This is a genomic window from Cupriavidus basilensis (assembly GCF_008801925.2).
GTDB classification, from domain to species: Bacteria; Pseudomonadota; Gammaproteobacteria; order Burkholderiales; family Burkholderiaceae; genus Cupriavidus; species Cupriavidus basilensis.
Genome location: NZ_CP062803.1, coordinates 2951903 through 2967842, shown reverse-complemented (window position 1 = coordinate 2967842; position 15940 = coordinate 2951903). Strand labels below are relative to the sequence as shown.

General features: G+C 63.1%; 14 protein-coding genes, 1 tRNA gene and 2 pseudogenes. 6 read left to right on the top strand and 11 right to left on the bottom strand.

From position 1 onward, the window contains the following. Nucleotides 1-15: 15 nt before the first annotated feature. Both F7R26_RS13670 and F7R26_RS13665 read left to right on the top strand, forming a co-directional pair. A tRNA-Gly gene (locus F7R26_RS13670) sits at nucleotides 16-91 on the top strand. 226 nt (nucleotides 92-317) lie between these two features. Then, nucleotides 318-2261 (top strand): tyrosine-type recombinase/integrase, encoded by a 1944-nt coding sequence (locus F7R26_RS13665; protein WP_012614046.1) that lies wholly within the window; start codon nucleotides 318-320, stop codon nucleotides 2259-2261. Nucleotides 2262-2327: 66 nt separating this feature from the next. Here F7R26_RS13665 and F7R26_RS13660 read toward each other — a convergent pair whose 3' ends face one another. Further along, nucleotides 2328-2969 carry a substrate-binding domain-containing protein gene (locus F7R26_RS13660; protein WP_012614047.1) on the bottom strand — a complete coding sequence of 214 codons (642 nt, stop codon included), beginning with the start codon at nucleotides 2967-2969 and terminating at the stop codon, nucleotides 2328-2330. A gap of 89 nt (nucleotides 2970-3058) precedes the next feature. Here F7R26_RS13660 and F7R26_RS13655 point away from each other — a divergent pair, with 89 nt between their 5' ends. Continuing rightward, nucleotides 3059-3367, top strand: coding sequence for a helix-turn-helix domain-containing protein (locus tag F7R26_RS13655; RefSeq protein WP_021205759.1), 309 nt, complete (start codon nucleotides 3059-3061; stop codon nucleotides 3365-3367). Between the two features lie 26 nt (nucleotides 3368-3393). Here the strand turns inward: F7R26_RS13655 and F7R26_RS13650 are convergent, their stop codons facing one another. Together F7R26_RS13650 and F7R26_RS13645 are read right to left on the bottom strand one after the other, a co-directional pair. Next, nucleotides 3394-4287: a LysR family transcriptional regulator gene (locus tag F7R26_RS13650; protein ID WP_012614048.1), complete on the bottom strand. Its 894-nt coding sequence runs from the start codon at nucleotides 4285-4287 to the stop codon at nucleotides 3394-3396. 320 nt (nucleotides 4288-4607) lie between these two features. Then, nucleotides 4608-5177 (bottom strand): annotated as a pseudogene (locus F7R26_RS13645) (4-hydroxyphenylpyruvate dioxygenase family protein); the annotation flags it as partial. Between F7R26_RS13645 and F7R26_RS13640 the strand changes: the two are divergent. Further along, nucleotides 5173-5421, top strand: a pseudogene (locus F7R26_RS13640) (Lrp/AsnC ligand binding domain-containing protein); the annotation flags it as partial. The pseudogenes F7R26_RS13645 and F7R26_RS13640 overlap by 5 nt on opposite strands. Before the next feature lie 100 nt (nucleotides 5422-5521). Next, the gene (locus F7R26_RS13635) at nucleotides 5522-5716 is read left to right on the top strand and encodes a heavy-metal-associated domain-containing protein (RefSeq protein WP_012614049.1); all 195 of its coding nucleotides are present in this window, start codon (nucleotides 5522-5524) and stop codon (nucleotides 5714-5716) included. Nucleotides 5717-5790: 74 nt separating this feature from the next. Here F7R26_RS13635 and F7R26_RS41970 read toward each other — a convergent pair whose 3' ends face one another. From F7R26_RS41970 to F7R26_RS13615, 5 genes are all read right to left on the bottom strand, one after another. Next, the gene (locus tag F7R26_RS41970; protein WP_223656233.1) at nucleotides 5791-6159 is read right to left on the bottom strand and encodes a MauE/DoxX family redox-associated membrane protein; all 369 of its coding nucleotides are present in this window, start codon (nucleotides 6157-6159) and stop codon (nucleotides 5791-5793) included. 95 nt (nucleotides 6160-6254) lie between these two features. Further along, complete coding sequence (locus F7R26_RS41965) at nucleotides 6255-6527, bottom strand: glutaredoxin domain-containing protein (protein WP_012614050.1); 273 nt, start codon at nucleotides 6525-6527, stop codon at nucleotides 6255-6257. A 223-nt stretch (nucleotides 6528-6750) separates the two neighbouring features. Continuing rightward, nucleotides 6751-7089, bottom strand: a complete 339-nt coding sequence (gene fdx, locus F7R26_RS13625) for an ISC system 2Fe-2S type ferredoxin (protein WP_012614051.1) — start codon at nucleotides 7087-7089, stop codon at nucleotides 6751-6753. Nucleotides 7090-7104: 15 nt separating this feature from the next. After that, a complete protein-coding gene (cueR, locus tag F7R26_RS13620; RefSeq protein ID WP_012614052.1) occupies nucleotides 7105-7584 on the bottom strand; it encodes a Cu(I)-responsive transcriptional regulator in 480 nt (159 codons plus the stop codon). 15 nt (nucleotides 7585-7599) lie between these two features. After that, nucleotides 7600-10089: a heavy metal translocating P-type ATPase gene (locus F7R26_RS13615; RefSeq protein ID WP_202944282.1), complete on the bottom strand. Its 2490-nt coding sequence runs from the start codon at nucleotides 10087-10089 to the stop codon at nucleotides 7600-7602. A gap of 241 nt (nucleotides 10090-10330) precedes the next feature. On the opposite strand from F7R26_RS13615, the gene F7R26_RS13610 reads away from it, so the two are divergent. Continuing rightward, nucleotides 10331-10687 (top strand): ArsR/SmtB family transcription factor, encoded by a 357-nt coding sequence (locus F7R26_RS13610; protein WP_015912826.1) that lies wholly within the window; start codon nucleotides 10331-10333, stop codon nucleotides 10685-10687. A 109-nt stretch (nucleotides 10688-10796) separates the two neighbouring features. Here F7R26_RS13610 and lpdA read toward each other — a convergent pair whose 3' ends face one another. From lpdA to F7R26_RS13595, 3 genes are all read right to left on the bottom strand, one after another. Beyond that, a complete protein-coding gene (gene lpdA / locus F7R26_RS13605) occupies nucleotides 10797-12224 on the bottom strand; it encodes a dihydrolipoyl dehydrogenase (protein WP_015912827.1) in 1428 nt (475 codons plus the stop codon). 105 nt (nucleotides 12225-12329) lie between these two features. Beyond that, on the bottom strand, nucleotides 12330-12728 hold the full coding sequence (locus tag F7R26_RS13600; RefSeq protein ID WP_015912828.1) for a hypothetical protein: 399 nt from the start codon (nucleotides 12726-12728) through the stop codon (nucleotides 12330-12332). A 53-nt stretch (nucleotides 12729-12781) separates the two neighbouring features. Further along, nucleotides 12782-15928 (bottom strand): efflux RND transporter permease subunit, encoded by a 3147-nt coding sequence (locus tag F7R26_RS13595; protein WP_012614056.1) that lies wholly within the window; start codon nucleotides 15926-15928, stop codon nucleotides 12782-12784. Nucleotides 15929-15940: the final 12 nt, after the last annotated feature.

Below are 15940 nucleotides of genomic sequence, written 5' to 3'. Positions count from 1 at the left end.
AGTTAGCAGGATCCTGCGGGAGTAGCTCAGTTGGTAGAGCGCAACCTTGCCAAGGTTGAGGTCGCGAGTTCGAGCCTCGTCTCCCGCTCCAGATAGTGATCTACAGACTTCTACTGACGTCTGTAAGTCGTTGAAAAGAGGGGCTTTGGCCCCTTTTTTCATTCCAGCGAGCGCCACGGAAATCCACCCACAGCTACCGTTTTTGAGTGACCAATTGAGGCACAAGAATACGGTTGGGACGGCTACCGGATAGTTGCTGGGGCTGAGCGGGAACCATGACGAGCATTAGGCCTAAGTCATAACTTAGGAGCCTCGAAATGGCACTCTCTGATCTGACAGTCCGGCAGGCAAGAACCACCGGCAAGCGCTACACCCTCTCCGATAACGACTGCCTGGGCCTGATGGTCTCTGCCGCAGGCGGCAAGTCGTGGATCTTCCGATACTACTGGCTGGGCAAGCAAAAGCGCATGTCCCTGGGTGGCTATCCCGCCCTCAGTCTGCGCGAGGCCCGCGCCGAGCGGGACAAGGCTCAGGTTCTGCTCGCCAAGGGCATTGATCCCCAAATCGAACGCGACCAGCGCCGGCACGCGGCCAAGCTGGCGGGCGAATACACCTTCAAGAACGTCTTCGATGCTTGGGTCGAGCATCGCCGCAAGGAACTCAAGGAAGGCCGTCAGAGCACGCTTTCGCAGATCCTGCGCATCTTCAACAAGGACGTGCTGCCTACCCTGGGGAAGATGTCGATCTACGACATTCGACGGCCCCAGCTCGTGGGCGTCGTGGCGGCGATCGAGAAACGCAAGGCGTTCACCACCGCCGAGAAGGTCCGCACCTGGTTCAACCAGATGTTCCGCTATGCCCTGGTCATCGCCGAAGGGCTGGAAGTCAATCCGGCCGCGGACCTGGACGTGGTGGCCGAGCCCAAGCCCCCGGTGGCCCACAACCCCTATCTGCACCTGCCCGAGCTGCCCGAGTTCCTTCAGAAGCTCCGGCGCTACAACCCCCGGGGCTGGCAGACCCAGCTTGGCGTCCGGCTGCTGTTCCTGACGGGGGTGCGCACGGGCGAGTTGCGCCTGGCCGAGCCTGAGCAATTCGACCTCGACCGCGGCTTGTGGATCATCCCGCCGCAGGTCGTCAAGCAACTCCAGGACGAAATGCGCAAGGCCGGCAAGCGGCCGCAGGACGTGCCGCCCTACATCGTGCCCCTGTCCCTGCAGGCCATCGAGATCGTGCGCTATCTCCTGGGCGTGATGCGTCCAGCGCAGAAGTACCTGCTGTCGCATCGCAGCGAACTCAAGAAGCGCATCAGCGAGAACACCCTCAACAAGGCCGTGCAGCTCATGGGCTACGAGGGGCGCCTGACCGGCCACGGCATCCGCGGCACCATCTCGACCGCGCTCAACGAGATCGGATACCCGAAGATTTGGGTGGACGCTCAGCTTTCGCACTCCGACCCCAACAAGGTGAGTTCGGCCTACAACCACGCCAAGTACGTGGAGCCTCGGCGTCGCATGATGCAGGACTGGGCAGACCGTCTTGACCTGCTCGAACAGGGTGAAGTCGAAGCCGCGAGCGCGCATCTGACCATCCGTATCGACGGGGTGCCGGCAATGGCGGAAGTGGAGGAAGTGGTGGGCGCGGTCTCCACGACTGCTGAGCCTGTTGTCCCCGGCGTGCCGCCCGTGGTGGCCACGCCTATCGTCGTGACCCCCAACAGCGGCGGAATCATGTTCCAGCGGCTGTCGCAGGTGCCGCCGCCTCCGGTGCATGCCCCGGAGCCGGAAGTCTCCGCGATCCAGCGCGAGCGCGAGGAAATGCTGGCCATCTACGAGTCGCCGAACAATCTGCCGGTCCCGCTGTTCGGCAAGCTGGCCGGGAAGTCCAAGGACCAGATCAACCGCGAGCTGAAGGCGGGCAAGCTGCTGTCGATCAGCCTGGGCAACCGGGGGCAGCGGGTTCCCGACTGGCAACTGGTGCCGCTCAAGCACAAGCTGGCCCAAGTGCTCATGAACCAATGCCCGCACGCCGATTCGTGGGACCTGTACCGCATGCTGACCCAGCCTCACCCCGACCTGGGTGATCGTGCGGCCATTGATGCGGTCACGCCAACGAACGTGCCCGCAATCATCCGGGTTCTCATGGGCGACTACCAGCACCATGCGGATGTGCCCGAGGCCGTTGCCCCGCGGCCCATCCCCGAGGACGTGCGGCAGAGCGTCCGCCGACTGGTGGACAGCGCAGCGGTGCTTGAAGGGGTCTAGTCCGGTCTAGTCCCATGCTGCAACCTATGGCCGGGATGAGACGGCTCCGGCCTATAGGAGTGCCTGCTACAGGGCGCCTGCCTCGGCGATCTGCAGCGCCCTGCGCTCGAAACGCTTGGCAGCAGAATCTGCTTGCGCGTGGGGCCGTTGGAGGTACGTCACGATCTCATAGGGGCCATCGGCGAGCGGTCGCATGCTTACCCCCCATTGATGGGCACGCTCGATGCGCGATTGCGCGCATACGCCGATGCCGTAGCCGGCTGAAACCCACAGCGCCATCATCTCGAATGAAGTTGCAGGCAGGATGTTCTCTTGGTCCACTGGCATCAGGGAGGCCAACCTCTCGTCCAGCAAGGGACAAGCCTCCGCCTGCCAGCGATAGATTGGATAGTCCTGAAGATCGGAGATGGTGAGCTTCGCCTGATCAACCAAACGGAACCGCGGTGGTATCGCGACGGCCATGCTTTCGCACCACAGCCTCCGGCTACTCGTCAGGTGATCCCCCGCACTGCTAAGAGATAGCCCCGCGTCGTAGCGGCCCTCATGCAGGCCCGTTACCAGCTCTTGATCCGAAACTTCACGCACGGCGATCGCGACACCCGGCTCGTGCGCTCGCTGCAGTGCAAGCAGCGCCGACAGCCGTGAAGACGGCACACCTGGCGCTATGGCGAGTGTGAAATTCGGGGACGGTCTGATGGCGTTGTGCATGGATGCCCCCAAGAGGCAACGGGATCGAAAAGAGCAGCCGACATCATACTCAAGAGATATCTTTAACGTGGTTAAAGATCAGTGATTCCATGACGCTTCTGCGAATGCAGAAGCGCACTATTCGGCCTGGACGGCCCGCCGGAGTAACCACCTATGAGTCCGCACCGGCGTTGGCGTTCGGGCAAGCGGTGCGAGCCGCTCGCCTGGCTCAGGGGATTGCTCAGGATGAGTTCGCGGGCTTGGCGGGGATCGCGCGCTCGCACATGGGCAAGATTGAGCGCGGCGAGCACATGCCGACACTCGCTCTCATTCTAAAAATTTCCCTGGCTCTCAAGATCAGCTCGGCCGAACTGATGACGGCCACGGAGCGCAACCTCTACCTTCAGGGCGATGCGTGACGCCGGATGTGGCGCAGGCGTCGTAGCTAATCGCTCTTTGGCGAACGCAAACGCTCGATGAAGCGCTCTACGGGTGCGGATAGTCCGCTACCGCCTTCGGGCCGAAGCAGGTAGGTGATGATGACGGCCGAATCGAGCGCCAACGGCCGGATCACCACGTCGGGACGTTGACACGCCGCGATTCGGGTCGCCGTTGCGAAGCCGATGCCGTAACCAGCTCCGACCAATGTGAGCATCATGTCCAGCGACGAGACATGCTCAACGATGGTGGACTCGCGCTCCAGGGGATGTAGCAGCCGGGTCAATTCGCGGCAGTAGCCCTCGCAAAGCTGCGGATCGCACATCACCAGCGGGTAACTCACGAGTTCACGTAGCGACACTTCCTTGTGGGCCAGCAACGGGTGCCGGATCGGCACGGTCACCACCAGCGGGTCCTGCCAGATGGGCTCCGTCACCAGTCCGTCGCCGACGTCCGCGGTGTGTGCGAAACCGATCGCGAAGTCGCCGGATCGCAGTCCCCGCAACTGTTCCGCCAGGGTGACCTCGGAGAGCCGTATTTCGATCTCCGGCTCCTCCTGGCGGCACAGGGCAAGAAGTGCAGACAGCCGCGGGTCGATGGCGCCATCGGAGATGGCGATGCGCACGCTGCCTCTTAGGCCTGCGGCGATCGCCCTGACGTTTTCTCGTGCCTGCTCCAGGTTGGTGAACAGCCTGCGAATGTCCTGAAGGAAGGTGGTGCCCGCTGGCGTCAACCGCGTTCCCCGCCGATCGCGGTCAAAGAGCAGCACCCCCAGTTCGTCTTCCAATTCCTTGATCGTGCGGGACAGCGGCGGCTGCTCGATGTGCAAGCGCTCCGCAGCACGGGTGAAATGCAGCTCTTCGGCGAGAGCCACGAAGCAGCGCAAATGACGAAGTTCCATGGGCACGTCCTTCAGCAATCCTGGTCATTGGGTTGGCCACGGCGCATTGCTGCCGAAGTGCGCTTAGAGGGGGCGACGTAGTGCTGGGTCCCTCTTCAGGGCGAGGAAAAAGGCCATCGGTGTATCTGAATAAGAATACATATGTTCATGTATTAACTCAAGTCAAGGGCGGTAGCAACTGTTTCGGAACGTGACGCCGAAGCCAACCCGCTCAATGCTTGAGCGGCTAAGGCAGTACTGACGCCAAAGTAGCGCGAGCCCACAGAGGGGCTCGCGAGATGTAGGACTGAAGGCGCTCTGCCTTCATGGAAAGGCCCAAATCAGGCCGGGTTGATTTCCAACGAGCCACGGTTGATCTGGTCGCGTTCCATCGACTCGAACAAGGCACCGAAGTTTCCTTCGCCGAAGCCCTCGCGGTAGTTGCCCTTGCGCTCGATGAACTCGAAGAACACCGGGCCAAGCAGCGGCTCGGAGAATATCTGCAGCAGCAGGCGGGGCTGGCCGCCTTCGGTCGTGCCGTCGAGCAGAATGCCGCGCGCCTGCAACTCGGGTACGGGCTGGCCATGGCCGGGCAGGCGCTTTTCCAAGTTTGCGTAATAGATGTCGTTGGGGGCGGTCAGCAGCGGGATACCGGCCATCTGCACGCGGTCGAGCGCATCGAGTAGGTTGTCGCACAGCAGGGCGATGTGCTGGATGCCCTCGCCGCTGAACTGCATCAAGAATTCCTCAATCTGGCCGCCGCCCTGGCGTGCTTCCTCGTTCAGCGGGATGCGGATCAGGCCGTCCGGCGCGCTCATCGCCTTGGAGGCTAGGCCGGTGTACTCGCCGTTGATGTCGAAGTAGCGGATCTCTTGGAAGTTGAAGAACTTCGTGTAGAAGTCGGCCCAGTACTCCGACTCGCACAAGCGCAATCCCATGGACGTGTTCCGCGCGTCTGTCCAGAACTGGCCAGAGGTTGTGGAGTGCCATGCGCTGACCGGCGACATGGACTATCTGCTGCGGGTGGTCGTCATGGACATGGCTCACTACTCCCGCTTCGTGCTCGACACGCTGCTCAAGCACCCCAGCGTGCAGGACTGCAAGACCAGCTTCGTGCTGGATCGCGTAAAGAGCACCACGGCCTTGCCCCTATGAGCATTCGGCCGGTTGGTGTGGCGGGGATGCAAATAGCGATTGACCTTCCAACGGTGGCAAGGAGCACACTTCAAACACCCCAACCCGAAAGGAGTTTTCCATGCAATTCCATCTCGAAGACATGACCTGCGGCGGCTGCGCCCGCACTGTGACGAAAACGATCCAAATGATCGACCCCAACGCCAAGATCGTCACGGACCCGCCGACCCGCCGTGTCGAGGTCCAGACCTCGGCCTCGCAAGAGCAGATCGCCGCGGCCCTGAGCGAAGCTGGCTTCCCGCCGCGCGCGCAGTAACACCGCATCGTGGCCGGCATGCACACAGGACGGCCGATGCGAGCACGTGCGCTGCGCCGTACCTGGCGCGGCGCTCAGTGCATCCCAAGGTAGGCCGACCTTGGCCACAGGGCCATCGCCACCATCATCAGGTTCTCGGTCAGGGACACGAAGCCCAGCGGCACGTTGCTGTCCCCGCCCACGCAGGCGCACTTGAGTTCCCGGCGATCGACATAGACCGCCTTGAAAACCGACACGGCCCCGACGGTCCCGATGAACAGCGCCAACGGAATCGACACCCACATCCCCACGCCCGCGACCATCTGGACGCCTGCGATGGCCTCCGCGAACGGGTAGAAATAGGCATACCGAACCCAGCGCTTGGCCAGCAGGTCGTCGCGAAGCCGTCCACGTCCTTGAGCTTCTGCAGCGCCAGGAGGCACATGGCAAAGGCCACGAACCACTCTGCCGCCTGAATGCTCTAGACTTGGCCGAAGGCCGCCCAGCTCGCCGCCAGCGCCATTGCGGCCGCCGTGGCGAACAGCGCGATCACAGGGGTCTAGGTCACGGCGTTCTTGTCCTTCACGGACATGCCGAAGAATTTGCGTAGGTCGTCGTAGCCGCCCACGCGCCGCCCGTTTATGAAGACCTGGGGCGTGGTCTCGATGCCATGCTCCTTCTTGAACGCATCCGTCTGCTCGCGGCTTGCCAAGTGTTTGTCCTCGACCTCGTAGCCCTTGCGGTTGAGCAGATCGAGCGACTTCAGCCCGTAGGGGCAGGTATGGCCGGGCATGACCATTCGGTAGAGCGTGGCTAGCTTGGGCGCAGACATGCAGGACTTCTCCTGTGGGACTTTCCATGGGCCGGCCGTCACGGATTTAAGGACGTTGATGACCTTTCCAGCCTAACCGACGACCGTGCAAAGGGAGTGTAGACACCTGGCTCGCGGGTTGGTCTGGCCCACGGGTTGGTTATCTGGCGGCAATGCCGTCAGTCCTCCATCTGCCAGAGCAACCCTGCCGCAGGCCGGTGCGCCTGAGGCAGCACGCAGGCTCCTAGTGGTTCTCCTTGGCATGGTTGATCGTGTACTTGGGGATCTCGACGGTCAGGTCTTCGGTCGCAACGATGGCCTGGCAGCTCAGCCGCGACTGCGCCTCCAGTCCCCAGGCCCGGTCGAGCAGATCGTCCTCGCATTCCTCGACTTCGTTTAGAGAATCGAACCCCTTGCGCACGATGCAGTGACAGGTCGTGCAGGCACAGCTCATGTCGCAGGCATGCTCGATCTCGATGCCGTTGTCCAGCAGGGCCTCGCAGATCGAAGTGCCTGCTGGCACGTTCAGTTCGGCTCCCTCAGGCGCCAGTTCAGGATGGGGCAAGACGGTGATTTTGGGCATATCTCTCCTGGCTGCTCAGTGCGCACACGGCTTTTTTCCTGCTGCGTTGGCTCGCGCGCGGCGCGGCACTGCGCCAGTGCGCGCTTCGGGCTTGTTGTCACTGATATCGGGCTGCTCCAGCGTGTGCAGGATCGGGCAGTCGGGCCGTTCGTCGCCGGCGCAACACCGGATCAGCGCCTTGAGCGTCGCGGCCATCTCCAGCATGCTCTCGATGCGCCGGTCCAACTCGTCGATGTGTTGCTGGGCCAGACGCTTTACATCAGCACTCTGGCGCGACTTGTCATTCCACAGTCCCAGCAAGTCCGTGATCTCGGCCACCGAGAAGCCGAGGTCGCGCGAACGCCGGATGAAATGCAACCGGTGAACGTCGTCCTGGGTATAGGCGCGGTAGCCCGAATCGGTGCGGTCAGCCGGAGGGATCAGACCGATTTGCTCGTAGTAGCGGATCATTTTGGCCGAGACCTTCGAGGCCTTGGATGCTTCACCGATGTTCATGGTGTTCCTCCTTTCTCAATGAGCGGTATCCGCCGCCAGCGGCGGCTGGAAGCGGCGCAGGCGCAGCGCGTTGCCGAGCACGAACACGCTGGACAGCGCCATCGCGCCAGCCGCGAAGATCGGCGACAACAGCACACCGTATGCGGGGTACAGGACGCCAGCGGCCACCGGGATCAGGGCCGTGTTGTAGCCAAACGCCCAGAACAGGTTCTGGCGGATGTTGCCGATGGTCGCCTTGGACAGCGCGATGGCGTTGGGCACGCCCTGCAGGTTGCCCGACATCAGCACTACGTCGGCCGACTCCACCGCCACGTCGGTGCCGGTGCCGATGGCCAGGCCCACGTCGGCCTCGGCCAGCGCCGGGGCGTCGTTGATGCCGTCGCCCACGTAGGCGATCTGGCCGTGGCTGGCTTTCAGCCGGCGCACGGCTTCGACCTTGCCCTCGGGCAGCACTTCGGCCACCACCTCGTCGATGCCCAGTTGCTTGGCGATGGCCTGCGCGGTACGCGCGTTGTCGCCGGTGATCATCGCCACCTTCAGGCCGAGCTGGTGCAACGCGGCAATGGCCGCGGGCGTGCTGGACTTGATCGGATCGGCCACCGCGATGATGGCGGCCAGCCGGCCGTCGATCGCGGCGTACAGCGGTGACTTGCCCTCGTTGCCCAGGCGCTCGGCCGTGCGAGCGAAGCTGCCCACGTCCAACCCCAGCTCACGCATGAAGCGATCGGCACCGACCTCGACACGCGCGCCGTCCACGGTGGCGCGCACGCCCATGCCCGTGACCGAATCGAAGTCTGTCATCGTCGGCAGCGCGATGCCACCTTCCACGGCCGACTCGACGATGGCGCGTGCGATCGGATGCTCCGAGCGCGATTCGACAGCGGCGACCTTCGCCAGCACCTGGTTGCGGTCAAAGCCGTCGGCAATCTCCAGGTCGGTCAGGACCGGGCGGCCCTCGGTCAGCGTGCCGGTCTTGTCCACGGCCACCACCTTGGCGTCCTTGAGCAGTTGCAGGGCTTCACCCTTGCGGAACAGCACGCCCATCTCGGCGCCCCGGCCCGTGCCGACCATGATGGAGGTCGGCGTCGCCAAACCCATGGCGCAAGGGCAGGCAATGATCAGCACCGCCACGGCATTGACCAGCGCGAAGGACAGCGCGGGCGACGGGCCGAACACCAGCCAGACCAGGAAGGTCAGCACCGCGGCCAGCATGACGGCGGGCACGAACCACAGCGTCACCTTGTCCACCACGGCCTGGATCGGCAGCTTGGAACCTTGCGCCTGCTCGACCATGCGGATGATCTGCGCCAGCATGGTCTGACCGCCCACGGCGGTGGCACGCAGCGTCAGCGCACCCTTCTGGTTGACGGTGCCGCCGACCACGGTGCTGCCTTCCGCCTTTTCGACGGGAATCGGCTCGCCGGTGATCATCGACTCGTCCACGAAGCTGCGGCCCTCGGTCACTTCACCATCGACCGGCACGCGCTCGCCGGGGCGCACTTCCACGATGTCGCCCTGCGCCACGTCGTTGATCGGGATGTCCACGATGCGGCCGTCGCGCAGCACGTGCGCCTCCTTGGCCTGCAGGCCGATCAGGCGCTTGATGGCCTCGGAGGTGCGGCCCTTGGCCCGTGCCTCAAGAAAGCGGCCCAGCAGGATCAGCGCCACGATGACGGCTGCCGCCTCGTAGTACACGTTCACCGTGCCGGCCGGCAGCAGACTGGGCGCGAACGTGGCGACCATCGAATAACCGAAGGCCGCGGCCGTGCCGACCGCGACCAGCGAGTTCATGTCGGGACCCAGGCGGAACAGCGCCGGGAAGCCCTTCTCATAGAAGCGCCAGCCCGGAATGGCGAGCACCAGCAGGGTCAGCACGAACTGCAGATACCAGCTCTGCTGGATGCCAATGGTGGAAGCCACCCACTCGTGCATGCCGGGAATCATGTGCGAGCCCATTTCGAGCACGAACACAGGCAGCGCCAGCACGGCGGCCAGGGTCAGGTCGCGCTTGAGTTCGGCGCGCTCGGCGTCCTTTTTCTCGGCAGCTTCCTCGTCGGCCTGCATGCCTGTATCGACCGGGCTGGCCTCGTAGCCGACCTTATCGACAGCAGCAATCAGATCCTGCACGGATGCTACGCCACGCACGGTAGCGCGCTCGGTCGCCAGATTGACCACAGCCTCAGTGACGCCCGGCACCGCCTTGAGCGCCTTCTCGACGCGGCCCACGCACGAAGCGCAGGTCATGCCTCCGATCGCCAGCTCGATGGTGCCCTGAGGCACGTCGTACCCTACCTTCTCGATCGCCTGGATCAGCGCCATGCGATCGACAGGACGGTTCAGGCGAATGTCCGCTCGCTCGGTGGCGAGATTGACAGACACGCTTGCCACGCCCTCGACCTTGGCAAGGGCGGCCTCGACTCGGCCGACACAGCTTGCGCAGGTCATGCCCTCGATGGGCAGGCTGATTGCCGCTGCTTGGGCGCCAGCACTACTCGTTGTTGCCATGCTCATGGTGTGCTTCCCATAGTTGAAATTCGACATGGAGGGAGCTTAGGGTTTACCATCGTGGGAAGGTCAAGCGCTTTTTCGGATGCTGTCAGGTTTCAGAAATGACCCGGTGCACGGGGAACGGAGGCCTTGCCTGCCAGGCTCGCACTGGTTCTTTGCTGCGCGCGCCTAAGCGGCCGCTGCCTTGTTAATTCTGAAGGGCGAAAACAGCCATTCGAGGTTAGGAAATATTTTAAAAATGAATACAAGTAAGCCATTCAGTACCCCACCGAAGGGTCCCAGCGCCGATTTGGAATCGCTGTCACAGAATGACGTGACCATCTTGGCTGAGACATTCCGCCTCCTGGGTGACCCGTCCCGGCTGAGAATCATGCTGTGCTGCATGAAAGGCTCTTCCTCGGTCGGGGACATCGCTGAAACCCTCGAACTCTCGCAGTCGCTGGTGAGCCACCACCTGCGGCTGCTGCGCGGTGCTCGCCTGGTCAAGGGCGTGCGCCAAGCCAAACAGATCTTCTATGAGGTGGCGGACAAGCACGTGAACCAGGTGCTGCTGGATATGGCCACCCACATCGCGGAAGACCACAACGACGAGTAACTGTTGGGCATAGCATGCCGTTGCGGCGTGGCCTACGTTCCATGGCGATATGCGCCCCACCGCCCGCAGCTGCGTTCGGTGAGGTGGTTTGGATGCCGCTTCCGATCAATCAGAAGTTGAGCGCGCGCTTGTCCACGGCCAGCGAGGCCTCTTTGAACGTCTCGGAGAGGGTCGGATGGGCAAAGCAGATGCGGGCGATGTCTTCGCTGCTGGCCTTGAACGCCATGGCGATCACGGCCTCGGCCACCAGTTCACTGGCCTGCGGGCCGACCACATGCACGCCGAGTATCTCATCAGTGGCAGGATCGGCGATCACCTTGACGAGGCCCGGCGTGTCGCCCAGCGCACGCGCGCGGCCATTGGCCATGAACGGGAAGGAACCGATTCGATAGGCGGTGCCCTGCTCTTTGAGCTGCTGCTCGGTGCGGCCTACCCAGGCAATCTCTGGGCTGGTGTAGATGACGTTGGGGATCGTATTGAAATCGACGTGACCGTGCTGGCCGGCAATGCGCTCGGCCACTGCGACACCTTCCTCTTCCGCCTTGTGCGCCAACATCGGGCCACGCACCACGTCACCGATGGCCCAGATGCCGGGCACACTGGTGCGGCATTCATCGTCCACCAGCACGGCGCCGCGCTCATCCAGTTGGAGTCCCACGGCGGCCGGATTCAGGCCTTCGGTGTTGGGCACACGGCCGATAGCCACGATCACTTTGTCTGCCTGCAAGGACTGCGTCTGGCCCTGGCTGTCGGTGTAGTGAATAGTCACGCCAGCCTCGGTTGCATTGACTTCGCGAACCTTCGCACCTAGTTCGATCTTCAGGCCTTGCTTGTCGAACGCCTTCTTCGCCTCCTTGGCGATGGCTTGGTCGACGATTGGCAGGAAGCTGGGCAAGCCTTCGAGGATCGTGACATCCGCCCCCAGGCGGCGCCAAACGGAGCCCAGCTCCAGGCCGATCACGCCGGCACCGATGACGGCCAACCGATCGGGCACGGCCGCGATGTCCAGCGCGCCGTCGTTGGAGAGCACGACCCGCTCATCGAACGGTAGGTTGGGGAGTGGCCGCACGTTGGAGCCTGTGGCAACGATGATCTGCTTGCCCACCAAGGTAACAGCCTCATCGGCGGCGACGCTCACCTCGAAGCCACCATCGACAGTCCTGGTGAAAGACGCCAGGCCGTTGAAAAACTGGACCTTGTTTTTGCGGAACAGATAAAGGATGCCTTCGTTGCTGGACTTCACGACCTGATTCTTACGTTCCAACATCGTGGTCACATCCATGCGCAGATCACCCGTGGAGATGCCGTGCGTGCCAAAGTGGTGCTTGGCTTGTTCAAAGTTCTCTGACGACTGCAGTAGCGCTTTCGAAGGGATACAACCGATGTTGTTGCAGGTGCCGCCAGGTGCTGGCTTTCCGTCCTTGTTCTTCCAGGCATCTACACAAGCGACCTTCATGCCTAATTGGGCAGCGCGAATGGCCGCGATGTATCCGCCTGGGCCGGCACCGATAACAATGACGTCGAAATGCATTTCCATGATTTACATCTCCAAAGTTTTTGAGGAAATAGTGAGCGCCTATGTCGCGCCTTTTGTCAGGTGGTCGCCAGATTACAGCTCGTTCCCTGACGATCACGTTGAACACTACGGCAGAACGAACCGGGCGCTCGCGGTATTGCCCCCACGTTCGACTTGGACGACGGCCTTCGTGCCCTTGGCTGCGGCGAAGGTCCCGCTGCCTTCGAGGCGGCTTCCGTCCGCGGCAGGCGTGAGTTGCACCTCCTGCTTTTGTGAGCCGGTCAACAGTGTGAGCTTGGCTTTGGTGTTGCTTACATTGACCTGCTTGCCGTGGTCGCGCAGGTAGAGTTGCGCTGCTGCGGGCTGAACGACCAACTCGTAGTCCACGTCCCGGACTTCGGTCACGACGCCACCATGCAGCGGCTTGTGGTCATGCGCGTGGTCATGGTCGCCTGCGGCGAAGGCGGTGACGGATGCCAGGGCGAGGGCGGTGCCGGCCGTGAGGGAACGAAATCGAACAGACATGAAAGCTCCTATAGGGTTACGGTGGTTGAAATCGGGTGACAGAAGGCGTTGCATCAGAATGCCTCCGCGTCGCGGTCGTCCAGCAGGCGTTCGGCAGGCTTGCGGCCGAACAGCCAGAACATGGCGGGTGTAAGGAAGGTGTCTAGCAGCGTGGAGCTGACCAGCCCCGAGAAGATCACCACCGCGACGGGGTGCAGGATCTCAGTACCGGGTCGGGACGCCTCGAACAGCAGCGGGGCCAGCGCGAAGGCCGTGACCAGCGCGGTCATCAGAACCGGGGAAAGCCGTTCGAGCGAGCCACGCACGATCATCTTCTGGTCGAAGTCCTCGCCCTCCATGCGCATGAGGTTGAGGTAGTGGCTCACCTTCAGGATGCCGTTGCGCACAGAAATACCCGCGAGCGTGATGAAGCCGACCAGGGCGGCCACGGACAACGGCTGGCCAGACAGCCACAGCCCCAACACGGCGCCGACCAGGGCCAATGGAATGTTCACCATGATGAGCGCTGATAGGACGACCGACTTGTAGCGCGTGTACAACACCACGAACATGAGCGTCAGGGAGACGATGGACAGCAGGCCCACCAGTCGCGAGGCTTCCTCTTGTGCCTGGAACTGGCCGCCCAGCGTGATGAAGTAGCCTTCGGGCAAGCGCACTTCTTGGACGACGCTGCGTATGTCGGCCACTACTTCGGACAGCGGCCGTCCCTGAGCGTTGGCCGACAAAACTATGCGTCGACGGCCATCGTCGCGGCTGACCTGGTTGGGGCCGTCGCTGTCTTCGATGGTGGCAAGGCGCGACAACGGGACCCGACCCATGGGCGTGTCGATGAGGATGCGGCTCAAGCCCTCAATCGACCGCGCCTGCTCGGGCAGGCGAACCACCAGCGCGAAGCGGCGGTTGCCCTCGATGACCTCGGTGATCTTTTCGCCTTCGACCAGGCTTTGCAGCGTGGACAGAATTTGCGGTGCGGCCACGCCGTAGCGTCCCGCCGCCGCATAATCCACGCGGATTTTGATCTGCGGCGCTAGGACCTGCTTTTCGATCTCCAGGTCAGCAAGCCCCGGAATTCCGGCCAGCTTGGCGCGCAGCAGATCCGCCTGCCCGCGCAGGACGTCCAGGTCCTCGCCGAACACCTTGATGGCGATCTGCGAGCGCACCCCCGACAACATGTGGTCGATGCGGTGCGAGATCGGCTGGCCAATGCCGATGGAGCCGGGCAAGTGAGCCAGACGCGAACGGATGTCGGCGGTGATCTCCTCCATGGAGCGCTTTAGCTCCGAGGCGGGCAGCAGGCCCACGTCCAGCTCGCTGACATGCACGCCTTCGGCATGCTCGTCCAGCTCGGCCCGTCCGCTGCGCCGGCCCACGTGCTGCACCTCTGGCACCTGCGCGACCAGCAGCTCGGCTTGCTGGGCAAGCGCCGAAGATTCGGCCAGCGTCACACCGGGATTCAGGCGCAGGCCCACCAGCAACGTTCCTTCATTGAACGGGGGCAGGAACGTGGTCGGGAAGAATGGCACCGCGGCGACAGCCAGTGTGACAGCCACAGCGGCCATGCCAAGGGCGGCACGCGGCCGCTGCAAGACCCGCTGCAGGCCGCCCTGATAGCGCGTCTTCAACCAGGCTAGAAGCCGAGTGTCGCCATGGTCCAGCGTCCTCATCTTGGGCAGCAGGTAGTACGAAAGCACCGGAGTGACCGTCACAGAGACCAGCAGCGAGGCCAGCGTGGAGACGATGAAGGCGATGCCCAGCGGCACGAACAAGCGCCCCTCCATCCCCGGCAGCGCGAACAGGGGCAGGAACACCAGCACAATGATCATCGTGGCGTAGAGAATCGCCGAGCGAACCTCCATCGAGGCCCTGGCAACGATGACCAGGGGCGTCAGCCGGTTCTCAGGGTGGCGGGTGCGGTCCTCCTTGAGCCGCCGCATGATGTTCTCCACATCGACCACAGCATCGTCCACGAGACCGCCGATGGCGATCGCCAGCCCACCGAGCGTCATGGTGTTGATTGATAGGCCGAAATAGTGGAACACCAGCCCGGTCACGAAGATCGAGGCAGGAATCGCGGTCAACGCGATCACCAGGGGGCGCAAAGTGCCCAGGAAGAAGAACAGGATCACCGCCACGAAGACCGATGCGCCGATGAGCTTGCCTTGCAGCGTGCTGATGGACGCCTCGATGAAGTTGGCTTGTCGGAAGGTCACCTGTGGCTCGGCCATGCCAGCCGGCAGTGAGCCCTTCATGTCCGCCAACGCTGACTCGATCGAGCGGGTCAGTGCAATCGTATCGGCCGTGGGCTGCTTTTGGATGCCCAGGATCACGGCTGGCAGGCCCTCGAAGCCCGCATCGCCGCGCTTGATGGCTGGCGCAAACTGAACATCGGCGACCTGGTGGAGCAGGATGGGTTGGCCCGCACGCACCGCGAGAGGCAGGTTACGCAGGTCGTCGAGTCGGGACGTGCGGCCCAGGTTGCGGATCAGGTACTCGCGGCCATTGATCTCCAGGAAGCCGCCGGAAGTGTTCGCGGAGAAGCCCTTGAGAGCCGCATCCAGATCGGACGCAGTCACGCCCAGCTCTGACATTCGCGTGGTGTTGGGCTGGACCTGGAACTGACGGACCTCGCCTCCGATCGGGATGACTTGGGCAACACCAGGTATGGCCATCAGCCGGGGGCGTAGCACCCAGTCCGCGTACTCGCGAGTGTCCATGGCCGACAGCGGCGGGGCTGCGTTCTTCTGCCCTGAGGGCTTGGCACCGATGGGGATTGCAATCTGCATGATCTCGCCCATCACTGAGCTGATTGGCCCCATAGTGGGCGTCACGCCCGGGGCTAGCCCTTCCTCCATGGACGTCAGGCGTTCGGAGACCATCTGGCGCGCCCGGAAGATGTCGGTCTTCCAGTCAAATGTCACGTAGATGAAGGAAAGCCCGGCGCTGGAGACCGAGCGCACGCTTTCGACGCTGGGCAGGCCGTTCATGGCCGTTTCGAGCGGGAACGTGATGAGTTGCTCGACTTCTTCGGCAGCCATGCCGCCAGCCTCCGTCATGAGAGTGACGGTCGGCTTGTTGAGATCGGGAAAGACATCTACCGGCGTGCGCGTCAGGGTGAACGCGCCATACGCCATCAGCACCAGCGCCCCGATGATGACCAGGAGCCGGTTTCGTAAGCTATTTTCGAGAAGCCACTTGAACATGGAATGGTGCCC